Origin of the sequence: Convivina praedatoris, assembly GCF_933208495.1 — a bacterium.
In the GTDB taxonomy this organism is placed as follows: domain Bacteria; phylum Bacillota; class Bacilli; order Lactobacillales; family Lactobacillaceae; genus Convivina; species Convivina praedatoris.
The window spans coordinates 292,249-310,790 of sequence record NZ_CAKOET010000001.1 but is presented as its reverse complement, the minus strand read 5'-3'; the positions used below and the strand labels follow the sequence as shown (position 1 = coordinate 310,790).

14 protein-coding genes are annotated in these 18,542 nt (G+C 41.2%); all 14 read right to left on the bottom strand.

Translation table 11 applies throughout. The features are described 5' to 3' along the window. Positions 1 to 20: 20 nt before the first annotated feature. A complete protein-coding gene (gene polA / locus M4974_RS01460) occupies positions 21 to 2,702 on the bottom strand; it encodes a DNA polymerase I (RefSeq protein WP_248705512.1) in 2,682 nt (893 codons plus the stop codon). 80 nt (positions 2,703 to 2,782) lie between these two features. Further along, positions 2,783 to 3,499, bottom strand: a complete 717-nt coding sequence (locus M4974_RS01455) for a Bax inhibitor-1/YccA family protein (RefSeq protein WP_248705513.1) — start codon at positions 3,497 to 3,499, stop codon at positions 2,783 to 2,785. A 72-nt stretch (positions 3,500 to 3,571) separates the two neighbouring features. Next, on the bottom strand, positions 3,572 to 4,906 hold the full coding sequence (murC, locus tag M4974_RS01450) for a UDP-N-acetylmuramate--L-alanine ligase (protein WP_248705514.1): 1,335 nt from the start codon (positions 4,904 to 4,906) through the stop codon (positions 3,572 to 3,574). Between the two features lie 30 nt (positions 4,907 to 4,936). Further along, positions 4,937 to 5,593: a YtpR family tRNA-binding protein gene (gene ytpR, locus M4974_RS01445; RefSeq protein ID WP_248705515.1), complete on the bottom strand. Its 657-nt coding sequence runs from the start codon at positions 5,591 to 5,593 to the stop codon at positions 4,937 to 4,939. 99 nt (positions 5,594 to 5,692) lie between these two features. Continuing rightward, positions 5,693 to 6,370, bottom strand: a complete 678-nt coding sequence (locus tag M4974_RS01440) for a 5'-methylthioadenosine/adenosylhomocysteine nucleosidase (RefSeq protein WP_248705516.1) — start codon at positions 6,368 to 6,370, stop codon at positions 5,693 to 5,695. A gap of 15 nt (positions 6,371 to 6,385) precedes the next feature. Continuing rightward, positions 6,386 to 6,673, bottom strand: coding sequence for a hypothetical protein (locus M4974_RS01435; RefSeq protein ID WP_248705517.1), 288 nt, complete (start codon positions 6,671 to 6,673; stop codon positions 6,386 to 6,388). A gap of 12 nt (positions 6,674 to 6,685) precedes the next feature. After that, positions 6,686 to 7,240 carry an NUDIX hydrolase gene (locus M4974_RS01430; RefSeq protein ID WP_248705518.1) on the bottom strand — a complete coding sequence of 185 codons (555 nt, stop codon included), beginning with the start codon at positions 7,238 to 7,240 and terminating at the stop codon, positions 6,686 to 6,688. After that, positions 7,230 to 7,451, bottom strand: a complete 222-nt coding sequence (locus M4974_RS01425) for a cold-shock protein (RefSeq protein ID WP_248705519.1) — start codon at positions 7,449 to 7,451, stop codon at positions 7,230 to 7,232. Before M4974_RS01425 ends, M4974_RS01430 begins: the two co-directional genes overlap by 11 nt. 47 nt (positions 7,452 to 7,498) lie before the next feature. Then, complete coding sequence (locus M4974_RS01420; protein WP_248705520.1) at positions 7,499 to 11,815, bottom strand: PolC-type DNA polymerase III; 4,317 nt, start codon at positions 11,813 to 11,815, stop codon at positions 7,499 to 7,501. A gap of 56 nt (positions 11,816 to 11,871) precedes the next feature. Then, entirely contained in the window at positions 11,872 to 13,593 is a 1,722-nt protein-coding gene (locus M4974_RS01415) for a proline--tRNA ligase (RefSeq protein ID WP_248705521.1), read from the bottom strand. 44 nt (positions 13,594 to 13,637) lie between these two features. After that, complete coding sequence (gene rseP, locus M4974_RS01410) at positions 13,638 to 14,891, bottom strand: RIP metalloprotease RseP (RefSeq protein WP_248705522.1); 1,254 nt, start codon at positions 14,889 to 14,891, stop codon at positions 13,638 to 13,640. A 37-nt stretch (positions 14,892 to 14,928) separates the two neighbouring features. Further along, entirely contained in the window at positions 14,929 to 15,726 is a 798-nt protein-coding gene (locus M4974_RS01405) for a phosphatidate cytidylyltransferase (RefSeq protein ID WP_248705523.1), read from the bottom strand. 11 nt (positions 15,727 to 15,737) lie between these two features. Next, positions 15,738 to 16,505: an isoprenyl transferase gene (locus M4974_RS01400; RefSeq protein WP_256465498.1), complete on the bottom strand. Its 768-nt coding sequence runs from the start codon at positions 16,503 to 16,505 to the stop codon at positions 15,738 to 15,740. Between the two features lie 122 nt (positions 16,506 to 16,627). Continuing rightward, positions 16,628 to 18,433: a glutamine--fructose-6-phosphate transaminase (isomerizing) gene (gene glmS / locus M4974_RS01395; protein ID WP_248705524.1), complete on the bottom strand. Its 1,806-nt coding sequence runs from the start codon at positions 18,431 to 18,433 to the stop codon at positions 16,628 to 16,630. Between the last annotated feature and the right edge of the window lie 109 nt (positions 18,434 to 18,542).

Here is an 18,542-nt window from a genome sequence, read left to right as displayed (position 1 = left end):
TGGTTAGTTTACCTAACATCTCACTTAGCTTCGTACCAAGTTGACCCGAAATGGCTATCAACTTTCAGCGGAATTTTTAATTTAATGGCAGAATCCATGACCTTAGGCACCAATTCTTGAATTTGCGCTAATTCATTAGCCGGTACTTCAAAAATAAGTTCATCGTGCACCTGTAAAAGCATCCGACTTTGTAAATGCTTTTCTTTCAACATCTGATTAACCTTAATCATGGCTACCTTGATAATATCAGCAGCCGAGCCTTGAATAGGTGAGTTCATAGCTGTTCGTTCAGCAAAGCTACGCAAATGGAAATTTTTGGCATGAATATCAGGTAGGTAGCGCCGTCGATGGGCAATTGTTTCCACATATCCCTGCTCATGGGCTTGCTTTTTAATCTGATTCATCCATTCATGCACCTGCGGGAATTCCTTAAAGTAAGTATCAATAAAGTTTTTCGCCTCGTTACGACTAATGCCCAAGTTGTTGGATAAACCATAGTCTGAAATACCGTAAACAATCCCAAAATTAACTGCCTTAGCCGTGCGACGCATTAGGGGATCAACCGGTGTATCATCAGCTAGACCATAAACTGCCCGGGCAGTTTCGGCGTGAATATCTTCGCCGGCCACAAAGGCCTTTTGTAAGTTCTGATCACCAGTCACATCGGCCAAAACTCGGAGTTCAATTTGTGAATAATCGGCACCAAAAATGACCCAATCTTTTTGGCTAGGAACAAAAGCATGCCGAATTTTACGCCCCTCTTCCGTTCGCATTGGAATATTTTGTAGATTAGGATCAACCGATGACAGTCGGCCGGTTTGAGTTAAGGTTTGCAAAAAACGGGTGTGAATTTTACTATCAGCCGGATTAATCACGGCTAATAGTCCATCCACATAGGTTGATTTAATCTTATTTAGCTGACGATATTGCAAAATAAAATCAACAATCGGTGCTTGTGGCGCTAATTGTTCTAAAACATCAACTGCCGTAGAATAACCGGTTTTTGTTTTCTTAATCACCGGTAAGCCCATCTTTTCAAAGAGGAGCACGCCCAGTTGTTTAGGAGAATTTAGATTGAATTCTTCACCGGCCAGGTGATAAATCTCACTAACCAACTCGTTAATCCGCCTATCTAAGTCAGCCCCCATTTCCTCTAATCGCTCTGGTTTAACCTTAAAACCTTGATATTCCATTTGGGCCAAGACAAAGGCCAATGGTAACTCAATATCAAAGTACAGGTGGTCTTGTTGGTGTTCCTTGAGTTCCTTAAAAGTTGGTTCCTTTAAGTGCCAAATTGCATCCGTCTGAGCGCCGATATGATTTAAGACAGCCTGTGTATCAGCGGGAATTTGATAATGAGTCCCTTTGCCATAAAAATTTTCATCGGCGTTCAAATAAATTTGAAAACGCTGAGCTAAAGTTGACAAAACATTATCATTACCAACCGTATCTAAGAGATAAGCAACTAACAAAAAGTCAAACTTAACCCCCTTTAGGTCAATCCCTAACCGCTTTAACAAGACCCATTGAGCTTTCACATGGAAAAGGTCTTTGTCAATTTGGTCATTTTCTAGCAGGTCTTTTAAGATTGTTTCTTGCAAGAGCTCAACCTGCCGACTACCAAAATAACCAATTTCTGGATTACCGATAACAAAACCAACACTGTCAGCCGTATGGTAATTTTCGCCGGCAAAATCTAAATGAAAGGCAACTTCATCTTTCACATTGGCTAATAAATCTAAATTATCAACCGTTAATTCCTGAACCATTACTTGTTTTGGGGCGGATTGTTTTTCCCCCGCAATTTGTCCTGAAGCTTGTAGGGCGTGTAATTTTGCCAATGCCTGGTTAAAGTCTAATTTTTCATAAAATTCAGTTAATTTTGGTACATTCAAACCAGTATAAGTTAAATCAGATAAATCAATTGACAAGTCAGCATCGGTAATAATGGTTGCTAGTTTCCGGGCTCGAAAAGCCAGCTCCCGATCATTAATCAAATTTTCCTTTAATTTAGATTGCTTCATCTCATCAACATGGGCATAAAGGTTATCTAAATCATGGTACTGGACGAGCAGTTTTAAAGCGGTTTTCTCCCCGACTTTGGTAACTCCCGGATAGTTGTCGGAAGTATCCCCCGTGAGGGCTTTTTTATCAATAATTTGGTCCGGTGTTAAATCATATTTTTCACGAATAAAGGCTGGCGTATAGGCATCAATCTCAGTGACACCCTTTTTAGTAACCTTGACTGTCACCTGGTCATTGGCCAATTGAATTAAATCTTGATCACCCGTTACCACTGTTACCTCATAACCGGCCGCCTGACCAAGCTTAGATAAGGTTCCAATGATGTCATCGGCTTCTAGTCCCTCTTGCTCATAATTATGAAGTCCGTGGTTAGCCACTAGCTTACGTAAGTACGGGAACTGTTCCTTAAATTCACTGGGCGTTTTTTGTCGACCGGCTTTGTATTGATCGTATAAATCACCACGAAATGTTTCTTTACCAGAAGTGGCATCCCAGGCTACCAAAGCTAAATCAGGCTGGCAATCTTCGGTCAACCAATCTAAAAAGTTGTTGAAAGCCACCAAGGCATTCGTATGTAACCCGTCATGGGTAATCATCCGTTCTAATTGATTGTACATGGCATAAAAGGCGCGAAAGGCCAAAGAGTTACCATCAATTAATAATAATTTTTTACTCATATATCCATCCTATCTTGGAAAACTAAGTTCAGTTTAACATAAAAAAAGCCCGCCTTAGCGAGCTTCAAAATCAAAATATTTTACTGACGACTATCACCAGTCAAACGAATCAAGGCGTAGAACATGTTAATGAAATCTAAGTAAAGCATCAAAGCCCCATTAACTGCTAAACCAGTCATATCGGTTTGGCCTTCGCCAGCCATTTGAACATACAAGTCCTTCAAACGATTATTGTCATAAGCTGTATAGATAGCAAAAACAATTACTGAAACAGCTGAAATAATCAATGATAGGGTGTTGCTAACAAAGAAAATATTCGCCAATGAAGCGATAATCAAACCAATCAAAGCCCCAAACAAAATTGAACCCAGACTATTTAGGGAACGATTAGTTAGATAACCATAAGCCGCCATGCTGGCAAAAACTGCTGCAGTTGAAACAAAAGCAATAATTACTGAAGCGGTAGTATAGACAGCTAGCAATAGCCCTAAAGTCAATCCTTGAATAACCGAAAAGGCCATCAACAAACCAAAAGCCCGAGCTGGATTTTGAACACTAGCTGAACGCATCATAAAGACGATAATGAACTCCAAGGCAAGAATGAATAGAAGACCAACAACACTACCAGCCAAAAGATGGACAATCTGTTGCAAAAAGAAACTTTGGACAATATATCCAGTCACCCCAGTAACCAAAAGGGCAATCGACATGTAAGAATACATCTTCTGGAAGAAAGCTTGCATCCCCTCATCACGACCGGTCACATCGCGACGGGTATTACTGTTAAAATTATTCATGAAAATCCTCCCGATTTATATAAAATCTCTATTAATTAATTATCATTATAGCTAATTTAGCTTAAGCCAAGATTAAACCAAGTCGGGGCGAACCTGTCCTAATAGCTTTTCATAGGCAAATTCATACTTTTGAATATCCCCAGCGCCCATGAAGACCATTACCGCGTTTTCGTAAGCAAGCAAGGCCGAGACATCATCCTCGGTGACAATTCCTCGGAAGTTATTAATCGCAGCGCCTAAATCTTGGGAACTAACGGCCCCTTTTTGTTCCCGAGCTGAACCAAAAATGTTAGCTAAATAAACTTGATCAGCAGCTGATAGGCTTTTAGCGAAGTCATCCTTATAGGCAATGACCCGTGAGAAGGTATGGGGCTGGAAAATAGCCACAATTTCCTTGTCAGGATATTTTTGCCGAGCAGCATCTAAAGTTGCTGTAATTTCAGTTGGATGGTGAGCATAATCATCAATGATGGTGATATCGGCTAATTGCTTTTGACTAAAGCGCCGTTTAACTCCTTGGTAGGTCAACAAGTGCTGCCGAACTGAATCTAAATCTACTCCTTCCGTGTAAGCCACGGCAATAACAGCTAAGGCATTTAAAATATTATGTTGGCCATATAGTGGAATGGAGAACTCACCCAAAGATTGCCCGTGGAAGACCACTTCAAAATGCGATCCAGCCGTTGATTTTCGAATAGCTTGAGCCACAAAATCATCTCGATCCGCATTGAGACCATAGTAATAAATCTCAGCACTGGCTGTTAATTGCCGAAGATGAACATCGTCCCCCCAGGCAAAAATTGCCTTTTTAACATGTTGGGCAAAGTCGGCAAAAGCCGAGGTAACATCGTCAATATCTTCGAAATAATCAGGATGATCAAAATCAATATTAGTCAAAATCGCATAGTCAGGAGTATAATCTGCAAAATGACGCCGATATTCATCAGCTTCAACGACAAAGAATCGTGAATCTGGCACCCCATGTCCACTACCATCCCCAATTAAATAAGAAGTAGGAGCCATGCTAGATAGTACATGGGCCAAGAGTCCCGTGGTTGAAGTTTTTCCATGAGCGCCGGCAACCGCAATGGAAGTATGGGCTTGAATTTGTTCTTCCACTAAGGCCGGATAAGTCACCATTGTTACGCCTAATTCTAATGCTCGCGCGACTTCAATCTGATCATCTTCAAAGGCATTTCCCCGCACAAAAGTATAGTCGCAGTACTGGTCAACATTTTTAGCTTCAAAGGGTAAAATTGGAATATTAGCTGCCTCTAAAGGCGCTTGAGTATAGGTAAAACTGTCAATATCAGAGCCAACCACCTGGTGTCCTTGATCATGTAAGATTTGGGCCAAGGCACCCATACCAGTTCCCTTAATCCCGATGAAATAGTATTTTTTACTCATGTGATAACTTCCCCTTTGAAAGTTTCATGTTTAATAATTTGTGTCAATTTTACCGTCTTGGTAAAGCTGACGACCAGCGTTAAAATTAAAAACTTCCCCGACTTCACCAAAATCATCGGGCAAAACCAAGGCGCCTGGTCGATTGGGAGCCCCCGGTAATTGTAATTCTCGCCCAGAAACGATCATTCCAGCAGAAGGGATACCCCGTAATTCACCGGCCCAAATAACATTACCCGAAGGCATCATGCTACCTGGTTGCGCCACAACAACCTTAATACCGGCCTTCATATTTGGTGAACCGGAAACAATTTGAAGGTTTTGATCTTGACCGACAGTAGTTTGGGTAATCTGTAAGTGATCAGAATCCGGATGGGGCGCAACGGATTCAACATAGCCAATCGTCAACTTCGATGGATTAGGGGCCAGTTGAGTTGTAAACCCGGCCTCATCCAAAATTTTATTTGCCTGATCAACCTGTTTTTGGTCTAAAAAAATTTGTCCACTTTGACCGTCAATACCTAATTCTTGGCCATAATCCAATATGTTAAAGGCCACTACCGCACCGGTATTACCATCAGTTATCCGCACCACCTGTCCCTGCTGGTTAACTTGTTCAACGCCGGTACTAGGGCCTAAAGTAATCATCAAAACATCCCCAGTTGCTTGGGGGTTATAGGTTGTTATCATTATTTAATCCTTTATTTTAAATCTATCACTGGTTAATATCATACAATAAAAAACGCATGTGATAAAGGTACAAAAAGGAACGAGTTTATCCTCGTTCCTTTATTTTTGTTGGTCTAAAAATGTTAATAAAAGTTGCGCCGAAGCACGGCCAGCTTCAACGACATATTCGTCAAAATCAATCCCTGAATCGCCGTTAGCTAAATCCGATACCCCCCGTAAAATGATAAAAGGAATGTTAAAACGTTCGGCCACTTGGGCCACGGCAGCTCCTTCCATCTCAGCTACTAGGGCCTGGGGAAAATGCTTTTTAATCTCGGCTTTTTGTGACTGTTGTACAAACTGATCGCCTGAAACAATCAAACCCACCGAACCGGTGGTCGTTAATTTGCTAAAAGTTTTAACTAGCATTTGATCTGCTTCAAAATAAGTGGGCTGACCAGGTAATTGACCATAATCATAACCAAAAACCGTTACATCAACATCACTATAAGCTAATTGACGGCCAATCACGGTGTCGCCGATTTGTAATTGTGGATCTAAAGCACCGGCCGAACCAGTATTAATAATAGCATCGGGATGATACTGCTGAATTAAAACGGTCGTCGCCGTTGCTGCTGCAACCTTGCCGATACCAGATTCCATCAAAATTACTTGATGATGACCATAGTCACCTAAAATAATTTCCATATCAACGATTAAAACAGTTTGCTTATTATCTAGGGCAGCTACTAAGCTCCCCTTTTCTTCGGGCATAGGGGTAATAATCCCAATTTTCATGTAAAGTTCCTCAATCTAATTGACAAAAAAGAAAAATAAATAAACAGCAATAATTAATAAGACTAACACCCAAATTGCCATATTATAACGATACGATAAGCGATCAGTTCGACCTTTGGTAGTCAGTTCTCCATCCGAGCCCATCTCAAATTTACCCTTATGGGTTAACCGCATTTCGGACCGAGTTTCGGGCTGGACTACTTCAATACGGGTAGGATGGGTTTTTGCATATTCTTTTTCAACCCGCTCACGTTCACGGATTCGTTGACGCTGGTGACGTTTTTCTTTTAAATTTTCAAACATCGGGCTTTAAAACTATCCCTTTCTTAAATTAGCCCAGTAAAGAAAGGCTAATAAGGTTTTTTGATCGTTAATTTTGCCTTGAGCAAACCACTGTGACAACTCATCAAAAGAAATCGTCAATATATCTAAACTTTCACCCTGATCACGGGGTAAAATCGCCTCTTGAGCCACTGGACTGAGCTGCTCTGCTGTGAATAAAGTCAGCTGGGCATCAGAAAAACCGACTGCTTGATAAAAGGTTAAAGCTGGCACCAATTTTTGAGCCTCTAGTCGTAACTCTTCATTTAACTCTCGAATCGCGGCTTGCCTTAAATTATCTTGATCGCGTTGATCAACCTTACCGGCCGGGATTTCCCAGGTGAAGTCTTGAATCGTAGCCCGCCATTGACGTTCAATTAAAATATGATCATCATCGATGAAAGCCAAAATCGCTACAGAAGGCTGGTGCAGAATAACATCCCGTTGGACTTGGGTTCCATCAGATAGGCTTACCTGCTGCTTTTCTACAGCAAAAATTGGTCCCTGATAAACGACTTGACCACTTAAATATTTTTCTTTATTGGCCATCTGAATCTTCGATTGGGTGTACTCGGGCAGCCTGCCAGTCTTGATAACCAGCGACTAACACATAGCCAACATGCTGACCGACTGTCAAAGCACGGAAACCGTCCCCTTCAATACCATTAAAGTGGACAAAAACGTCCGCACTACCATCATCAGGCGTTATATAACCATAACCCCGATCTTTTTGCCAAATTTTTACTGTACCTTTTTTCATGTTTCTTAGTATAACAGAGAAGCCGTCCTCGCTAAGCAATTTCTTGATTAGAATTCAAATAGACTCAACTGATTTTCCTCCGGTAGTCCATCAAGGACTGAATTTTGACTCATAAACTCAATAATACTCTGAGAAACCTTGCCCCGTTTTTTCAAATCTTCCTTACTGATAAAATCTTTTTCAGCTCGGGCAGCCACAATTTGTTTAGCAACGTTTTCACCTAAACCAGGGATTGTAACAAAGGGTGGAATCAACGTATTGCCATCGATCACCCAGTCCGTCGCCTGGGACTCAGCCAAATCTACCATCTTAAAATCAATTCCCCGTTCCAACGCCTCATTGGCCATTTCTAGAACAGTTTGTAAATTTCGATCCCCAACCGTGGCATCATTACCTAAGGCTCGTAATTTGGCCAGCGCATCTTTGGTAGCTTGTTTACCACGACTCATCACCACAATATCAAAGTTATCAGCACGCACTGATAAATAAGTAGCGTAATAAATCGTGGGGAAATAAACCTTAAAATAGGCAATCCGCAAAGCCATCAAAACGTAGGCCGCAGCGTGAGCTCGAGGAAACATATATTTGATTTTCAAACAGGATTCAATGTACCATTCTGGCACATCATGTTCGCGCATCAACTGCTGATATTCATCAGTAATACCCTTGCCCTTACGAACCTTTTCCATGATATTAAAGGAATCCGCTGCTGGTAATCCCCAATTGATTAAATCAGTCATAATCTTGTCACGAGTTCCAATCACGGTCCCAATCGTGGCCGTCCCGTCTTCAACTAGATCATGAGCATTACCCAACCACACATCAGTTCCATGCGATAGCCCTGAAATTTGAAGCAATTCAGAGTAATTTTTGGGCTGAGTATCTTCTAACATCCCCCGCACAAAGTTGGTACCAAATTCAGGCAAACCAAGAGTACCTGTTTTAGAGAAAATTTGTTCTGGGGTTACCCCAAGAGCATCGGTGGAAGTAAAGAGGCTCAAAACCCCCGGATCGTTAGCTGGAATTGATTGTGGATCAATCCCCGATAAATCTTTCAGGGTTCGAACCATCGTCGGATCATCATGACCTAATATATCCATTTTTAACAAATTATCGTGGATTGAATGATAATCCATGTGAGTTGTTTTCCACAAGGAATGTTGATCATCGGCCGGATATTGAACCGGAGTAAAGTCATAAACTTCGTATTCACGAGGGACAATCAAAATGCCACCCGGGTGTTGTCCGGTTGTTCGTTTAACCCCAGTAACTCCCTGAGCTAAACGCTCAACTTCAGCACCACGAAAACGTTCATCGTGGTCACGTTCATAAGCTTTAACATAACCAAAGGCCGTTTTTTCAGCCACGGTAGCAATTGTACCGGCCTTATACACATTATTCTCACCAAACATAACTTTCATATAGTTATGGGCGATTGGCTGATAATCTCCCGAGAAATTCAAGTCAATATCGGGCACCTTGTTTCCGGTATAACCCATAAATGTTTCAAAGGGAATATTTTGTCCATCCCCAATTAAAAGCTCTCCCGGGTGATTAGGATCTTCTTTATCCGGTAAATCATAGCCAGAGCCGTATTTTTTAGAATCAACTAACTCAAAATAATCCCCATGGGCAGAACGGTAATGCGGTGGTAAAGGATTAACCTCGGTAATTCCTGACATGGTGGCCACAAAGGAAGAACCAACTGACCCCCGCGAACCAACTAAGTAACCATCTTTGTTCGATTTAGCGACTAACTTCTGTGAAATCATGTAGTGCGGTGCAAAACCGTTCCCCACAATGGCTTTTAATTCTTTATCAATTCGTTCTTGAATTTCAACTGGCAATGGTGAACCATACGCCTTTTTAGCGGCTGCAATCGTTTTGTTACGTAATTCCTCACCAGCTCCTGGAATTTTAGGTGGATAGGAACCACTTTTTAGGGGTTCTAAATCTTCTAGTAAATCCGCAATTTTGTGAGTGTTGGTAATAACCACTTCCTTGGCCGTTTCTTCACCTAAGAAAGCAAATTCATCCAAGAGAGCTTGCGTAGTTTTAAAGTAAACTTCTGGCAAAACCGTACGATTTAATGGATTACCGGGTTGAGAACCAATTAGAATATCACGATAAATTTTATCTTCCGGATTGGTATATTTCACATCACCCGTGACCACAACCAACTTGTCTAGTTCCTGCCCCATCTTAACCATTTCCGTCAAAAGTTGCTTTAGTCGATCTTGACTTTCAATCAACTGCGTGGCTAACATTGGTGCATAATTTTCTAATGGTTGAATTTCCAGATAATCGTAGTACTGGGCCTTTTTACGGGCTGCCTCATATCCTTTTTCAATCAAGGTAATGATGACTTCCCCACTGGTATCACCACTACCTAAAAGTAGCCCTTCCCGATAGTGATCCATAACCGAACGTGGCAAACGTGGTACCTTGGCAAAAAAATCAATATTAGATCTTGAAACTAACTTATAGAGATTTTTTAATCCGACCTGATTTTTAACCAAAAGAGTCATATGACTGGGCCGTCCATGACGCCAAGCCGCTTCATCGGTCATATGGTCATTTAACTGCTGATGATTATCTAATTGGTGCCTTTCATAAGCCTCTTTAATCAACCGCCAGGCAATATGTCCAGTCGTCTCTGCATCGTAAATCGCCCGGTGAGCTTGCTCCAAATTAATATTAAAGCGTTTGGCAATCGTACCAAGTCGATAAGATTTATAGTCAGGATATAACCAACGGGTAAAGGGTAAGGTATCAATGACCGGATTAGTGATTGAATCTTCTTGATGCCGTGCGTAAGTTGCATTTAAAAAGTCAACATCAAAAGTAACGTTGTGCCCAACCATCACCGTACCGGCTGACCATTCCCGAAAAGCATCAATTACTTCTTTTTCTGGTTTGGCATTGGCCACCATAGCATCAGTAATTGAGGTTAAATTGGTTGTAAATTCAGACAGAGGAAAACCGGGGTTAATATATTCTGAAAACTTATCCACCACGTTTCCTAATTCCATTTTGACCGCTGATAATTCGATAATACGGTCACTAACCGCTGATAAACCAGTTGTTTCCAAGTCAAAAGCTACATAGGTTAGCTTTGAATCTAATAAATTAATATCTGCTAAATTAAAGGCAATCGGTTGGCCGTCTTCGACCAAATTAGCCTCCATTCCGTAAAGGATTTTCAGGCCGTATTTTTCTCCAGTTGCAATTGCCACTGGAAAGCCCTGGACGTTACCGTTATCAACCACTGCTAGGGCCGTTTGCCCCCATTTTTTTGCCAACGCCCCAACCTGGTCAAAATTAGTCACTGCATCCATCGCCGACATATTAGTGTGGGCCTGCAATTCAATCCGCTTTTCGTCCCCTTCGTAGGGTTCACTACGATCCTCATGATCAATAACTTCTAAATCATAGATATTCATCACCAATTCATGGGCATATTGGTCTTCTTGCACATTCCCGCTCATTTTGACCCACATACCAGTCTTAATTTCATCAAAAACTGCTTCATCAGTCTCGGTGTTGGAGAACTTTTTAGCTGAAATTGAACTAGAATAATCAGTTAATTTCAAGGTTAATAATTTACGTCCTGAACGCAACTCACGAATTTCCTGGTCAAAAATATAGCCTTCAATCACAATCCGATTTTCTTCGTTATCAATCGTATTTAAACGAGTAATTTCAGCATTTTTAGCAATTTTGCGTCCCAAACGAAGCGGCCCATGTCCACTGCCTGCACTGCTAACCTGACTTTCAGCTGCCACAATCGCCTTTTGAAGGTTTTCTTGTAACTGCTCATGATGACGAGCTACGTTATCTTGAATTTGTTGGGCTAAATCTTGATCTAACAACGGTTCAAAGCTTAATTGTGGAAATCCAAAATCCTGATAGCTAGCCCCAATTTGAGCAACAATATCAGTATTTAACTGATCAAACAAAACTGGTGCTGCTGTCTTAATGTTAACCACTGGCCCCGCCTCACTTAACGCCAATGATGAACTCTGGGTTAATTGTTCAATAGCAGCATGATTGAGTTCAGTTTGGTGTAAAACTAAAGGCCAGTATTGATTTAACAGTTGCTCATCAACAGCTGTTGTAGCCCCTTTGATTGATAAAGTTACCTGCGCAATATTGGCAAAGGACTTTTGTAAGCTCTTTTGAAAATGAACATAAAGGTCGAAAGGCAAAGCCTGTGGTAGCGTAATAACAAAGTGCCAACTTCCTTCAGCTGGATTAACTAAAACTTCTTGGATAGCACCGGCTTGAAAAGCTGATCGCATTTCATCTGCTATTTGGACATGATCTAACAATTTAACTAATTGCTGACTTGGATCTAAGGACATGCTAGTTCCTCCTAATTGTAAAAAAGCCGATAAAATCGGCTTTTTTTAGATTATTTTTAATCTTCTTGTCCATTTAACAAAACTTTGATGGAATCTTCAATTTCGCTAACCCGCATTTCAAAGTTAGTATGGCTGGCTCGAACCCTCACTTCAACAATGTCTTCAACTGCCTTTTTACCAACAGTGATTCGAACTGGAATACCAATCAAATCTGCATCCGCAAATTTAACTCCAGCTCGTTCTTTACGATCATCAACCAAAACATCAAGTCCCTGAGCCTTTAGATTTTCTTCCAAAGTGGCAGTCAACTTAGCCTGGTCTTCATCCTTGAGGTTAACCGGTACAATATGAACATCAAATGGCGCTACACTGGCTGGCCAATCCAAGCCCTCTTCATCTCCACGTTGTTCAACAATGGCGCTTAACAAACGGGATACCCCGATGCCGTATGACCCCATAATCATGTCGACATTGCGACCATTTTGATCAAGAACTTGTGCACCTAATTTAGCAGAGTAACGAGTACCTAATTTGAAAATATGGGCAATTTCAATTCCCTTAGTAAAGTGTAACTTACCCTTACCCTCAACGGCCAAATCGCCCTCACGAACCAAGCGGAAATCGCTAATCGCTTCGTCAGCTAGTTCAACATCGCGTTGCCAATTCACATTGATATAGTGCTTACCACTTTGATTAGCACCAGCAGCAAAATTAGCCAAATCAGCGGCACGTTCATCAACCAATAAGGTAACATCTTCTGGTAAATCAACGGGCCCTAATGAACCAAAACCAGCGCCAATTTTTTCTTCGACTAGGGCTTCATCAGCTAATTCAACAGCATTAACTCCTAAGAAGTTTTGAACTTTCACATCATTAACTTCAAAGTCACCAGTAGTTACCACCGCAACTAACCGATCATCATCGGTTTTCAACATAATGGTTTTAACCAGTTGATCAGCCGAACGGTCCAATAAATCGGACAACTCTGCAATTGTTTTAACTGTTGGGGTGTCAATTAAAGTCAATTCTTGATCAGGACTATCATCTGGTTGGCGTTCGTAGAAATCTTTAGCCATTTCCAAATTAGCAGCATAATCAGTCGCATCCGAATAAACAATCGTGTCTTCACCTGCAGCAGCTGGCGCCGAGAATTCCTTAGAATCCGAACCACCCATGGCACCGGCATCACCGACAATGATTCGATAGTCTAAGCCAATGCGATCAAAAATCTTCACGTAGGCGTCTTCCATACTTCTAAAGGCTTTATCTAAACCTTCTTGATCAGCACTAAAAGAATAAGCATCCTTCATGATGAACTCACGAGTGCGTAACAGACCAAAACGGGGACGATTTTCATCACGGAATTTAGTTTGAATTTGGTAAACCAAAAGTGGCAATTTTTTATAGGACTTAATTTCACTACCCATTAATTCGGTAAAAGTTTCCTCGTGAGTAGGTCCTAAGATAAAGTTACGGTTTTGCCGATTTTGGAACTTATACAAATCTGGTCCATAAGTAGCATAACGACCAGAACGCTCCCACAGCTCAGCCGGCAAAACTTCTGGTACTGACATTTCATTGGCATTAACTGCTGCCATTTCTTCTCGAATAATGGCTTCAATCTTGTTTAAAACACGTTGGGCTAATGGTAAATAAGAAAACATTCCCGCTGCAACTGGCCGAATATAACCAGCCTTTAATAGCAATTGATGACTCTTCACCTCGGCATCAGCAGGTATTTCCCGCAAAGTTGGCATAAATAGTAGTGATTGTTTCATAAAATTCCCTTCATTCTAATTATGTACAATGGCAATCGCCATTTTTAACGCAAAATATCATTAATTGTAACGGCAATCATTAAGAGCATCAACAAGCCTGCGCCCGTTAGACCGATTGCATTCTGGACTACTGGTGGCAAAGGACGCCCCAACACTCCTTCAATACTGTCAATTAATAATTTACCACCATCCAACGGTGGAATGGGCAACAAATTCATGATTCCCAAATTAATAGATAAGGCGGCCATCAAACCAATCACCGTTACTATACCAGCTTGGCTGGCTTGCGAAGTGACACGAGCCATCATCACTGGTCCGCCTAATTGGTTCAAGCTAAAATGACCAGTTACCATGTATTTCAAGGCGTTCAAAACCTGCATTGCTATATTAACTGTATTACTTATACCAAATTGTAAGCGTGACCACAAGTCCGTATAGACCTTGGGCGTAATGCCAATGTGAGCTTGTTTGGTTGAATCATCCTTGGTGCCCACTGGATCAACCGTAATCGTTTTTTGACCTTGATCTCTTTTTACGGTTATCTGTAATGAATGTTCCTGACTTTGACTAATCTGGGTGGCTATGTCATGCCACGTCTCTACTTTAATATTGTTAATTTTGACTACTTGATCCCCAGTCTTAATTCCTGCCTGCTGGGCTGGTTGTCCATTAATTACACCGCCAATAATCGGTTCGTTTAGATTAATTCCCGGTTGCATTAATCCGTAGACAATTGATAGTACGAGCGCCAAGACAAAATTCATTAAAGGACCAGCAAAATTAATTGCTAACCGTTTGGAAATTTTAGCACTTTGAACCCAGGTATCCCGAGGCGCAATTTGTAAGGATAGGCCATTCTTTTGAATGATATGGGCATCGTGGTTAACAGTATAGGTAACCAGTTCTTCAGAATCTAAGCCGTAACCACTTAGGGTTAATTGATCGGTTAAATCAAAGTTATCGACTCGGAAAACCATCCCCGCCTGTTCTTGATCAACCCGAGTATCCATTTTAATAATTTCTTGTTGATCATTAAAAGTTAACCGTAATTGTTGACCTGGCTCTAAATCTGCCTCTTCATCGGTACCAGCCATTCGAACGTAACCACCCACTGGTAACAAACGAATCACATAAGCAGTCCCATTTCGTTGCCAACTCAATAATTTAGGACCCATTCCAATCGCAAATTCACGGACCAAAACACCGGCCCGTTTAGCGACAATGAAGTGGCCAAACTCATGGACAGTGACTAAAATTCCAAAAACAAAAATAAAGGCAATGATGGTTGTAAATGACATCGCAATAACCCTTTCAGATTACGTTTACACGCTAATCTTAACGAAGCATACCCAAAATTGACATCAGGGGCATCACCACTAACATCGAATCAAAACGATCTAAAATACCGCCATGACCCGGTAAAATATTTCCTGAATCCTTGACCTTAAAGTAACGCTTCAAAGCCGATTCAATTAAATCTCCAATTTGACCACCAATTGACAAAACAATCGCTAAACCAAGAATTTCAATGTAGTTATAGCTAATTAAATGCATTGAAGCATAAATGGCCGGCACAATAATTGCTGCTAACAATGACCCGCCAATGGAACCTTCCCAAGTTTTATTAGGACTGATTTGAGGGGCTAATTTGTGCTTACCGATTTGACGACCAACCATGTAGGCTCCTGAATCGGTAATCCAAACAATTAACATACCAAACAATACTGTAGCTAAACTCTTACTATCGGCTTGGAAGAAGTAGTGAAAACCAGTCCCAATATAAATCATTGATAGGAACAAAACGCCGGCATCATCATAGTTGAAATGATTACGACTAAAAACCGTCCGAACTAAAAGCAAAAAACCAATCGTATACATAACGGTTTGGGCTGACATGGTTAGTGGTAAATCAGCTGAATGCCATAGATAGTTAGGAATAATAACTGCCATAACACCAACGTAAGAGATGATTGCTTCAAAAGAAATCAGATAACTATGAGTCATCCGTAAAATTTCACTCATAGCTACAATTCCTAAGCCAAGTGACAAAATTAAAAGCGGCATTTGGCCAATAATTAAAATCGGAATAAAAACGGCAAGGGCCACAATGGCCGTAATAACTCGTGTTTTCATAGAGCAATAACTCACTTTCTAACGTTTAAACCACCAAAACGCCGATCACGCTTGGTGTATGATTCAATGGCTTTTTGGAGATCTTGTTGATCAAAATCCGGCCAAAGAGTATCAGTAAAATAAAGTTCACTATAAGCAGATTGATAGGTTAAAAAGTTACTTAACCGTTGTTCCCCAGAAGTTCGAATAACTAAATCAGGATTAGCTAAATCCCCTAAGGAAGCAGTTTGCAAGGCCGCTTCAAAGTGTTCTTGATCAATCTGACTAGCATCTAATTGCCCAGTCTTTACCTGTTCGACTAGGCTTTGAGTCGCTTGAATAATATCAGCTTGACCACCATAATTAAGCGCAAAATTTAAAATCATCCCAGTATTTTTCTGCGTAGCTTGTACCGCATCAGCTACTGCTTTTTGGGTAGCCACTGGCAAGGCAGTTAAATCACCCATCGCCTGCATACGAACATTATTGGCAATTAAATCCGGTACAAATCGTTCAAAAAAAGAAATTGGTAATTTCATTAAGAAAGATACTTCGTCTTGTGGACGGGACCAATTTTCAGTCGAAAAAGCATAAAGACTTAAAACCTCTACCCCCATTGCTTGGGCCGCAATCGTGATTTTTTTAACCGCATCCACCCCAACCTTATGGCCAGCAACCCGATTGAGCAACCGTTTTTTAGCCCACCGACCATTGCCATCCATGATGATGGCTAGGTGGTGCGGAATTTTTAAATCAAGTGTTTGATCTGTATCGTCAATCTTTTTAGTAAAAAGCGCCAAAACGCTTTCCTCCTATCTATTTTTAAGAAGATACTTTCCCTTCCATTCTACCAGAAGCAACAATTTGGCACAAAAAACAGCCGGAATTTGTCCGACTGCCAAACTGTAGTTTATATAAGAGTTTATTGAACGGTCACGCTCTTGGCCAAGTTACGTGGTCGATCAACATCTAATCCACGAGCCAAGGTAGCATAATAGGCAATCAATTGCGCTGGAATGACAGCTAACAAGGGCATCAAGAGTTCATCAACTTCGGGCAAAACATAGGCATCGTCAGGGCGAGCCAAGCTCTTAGATGAAATCGTAATCGTATTAGCACCACGGGCAGCTACCTGGGCAACTTCTCCACGAAGCAAACCGGCAGTCTTAGCCTGCGTTAACAAGGCAAAAACAGGAGTTCCCTCTTCAATCAAAGAAATAGTACCGTGCTTTAATTCACCAGCAGCAAATCCTTCAGTTTGAATATAAGAAATTTCCTTTAACTTCAAAGCCGCCTCCAAAGCCACAGCTGCATCCATACCACGACCGATATAAAAGGCAGAATGTTGATTCTGCAAAGCACTTTCAGCAATTGCTTGAAAAGTCATTTTTTCATCAGTGATGGCCTGAATTTCGACAGCAACTTTAGCCAGCTCTTGTTTCAAATCCAGTTCAACATCACCTAATGAGTAGGCTAAAATTGCTTGAACAATAATTTGAGCGGTATACGCCTTAGTTGATGCTACCGCAATTTCTGGTCCAGCCAATACTGGCAAAGCAAAGTCTGCTTCACGTGTTAGAGTTGAGTTCATGACATTGGCGATGGTTAAGGTTGGGAAACCTTGGCGTTTAATATTATCCAAAACTTCACGTGAATCAGCGGTTTCACCAGATTGACTCAAGAAAATAAAGAAGGGATGCTCGCTAAGAAGCGGTTGATCATAAGCAAATTCAGAAGCGATATGCACTTCAGTTGGAATATTGGCCCAATTTTCAAAGTAACGCTTTCCCACCAATCCAGCATGATAAGAGGTTCCGGCCGCAATGATGTAAAGCCGATCAGCTTGCTTAATGGTATCGCCGATACCACAACCAATCCCAACAATTTCACCTTCGTCATTAAAATAATGACCGGCTAAAGTCCGAGCGACAACGGCTTGCTCGTCAATTTCTTTCAGCATATAGTAAGGATAAGCACCCTTATCAGTTTGAGCTGGGTCGATATCCAAGTGGAAAGGTTTGCGATCAACAGCCTGTCCGTCAGCCCCAAAAATTTCAACTGAATTAGGCTTAACTAGGGCAATATCACCATCCATTAATTCAATAAAATCAGCAGTCATATCCAACATAGCCGCTGCATCAGAAGTTACCGCATTGCCGTGATCAGAAACCCCAATTAATAAAGGACTCTTTTTCTTAGCCACATACAAGGTATCGGGCTCTTGACTATCCATCAGTAGGAAACCATAAGCTGAGTTACCATCCAAAAGACTAATCATCTTAGCAAAGGCATCTCGTGTGGAAAGTTGTTCTTCTTTGGCAAACTTATCCACTAATTGAACGGCAATTTCGGTATCAGTTTGTGAAGCAAAAGTAACATCGGCTAAATATTGTCCTTGTAATTCTTGATAGTTTTCAATTACGCCATTGTGCACCAAATGAAAGCGATGATCACTAGAAGCTTGAGGGTGCGCATTTTCAACGGATACGTTACCGTGAGTAGCCCAACGCGTGTGGGCAATACCAGCCGTCCCATAGACACCTTGAGCCTGTGCCTCAGCGACTAAAGCACTAACGCGACCCTTTTCTTTAACTAAAAAGTCGGTTCCATCAGGATTAGCTAAATATACCCCAGCGGAGTCATAACCACGGTATTCCAATTTTTCCAGTCCCCTTAGCAAATAAGGCAAGGCATTCCCGACACCAGTAACACCAACAATTCCACACATAATACTCGTTCTCACTTTCACACATATTGGTTTAACTTTTTAAAAATTCAACAGAGCCTATTTTAAAGGATATAAGGACGTTGGTCAACTTGTTTTTAATAATTGGTAT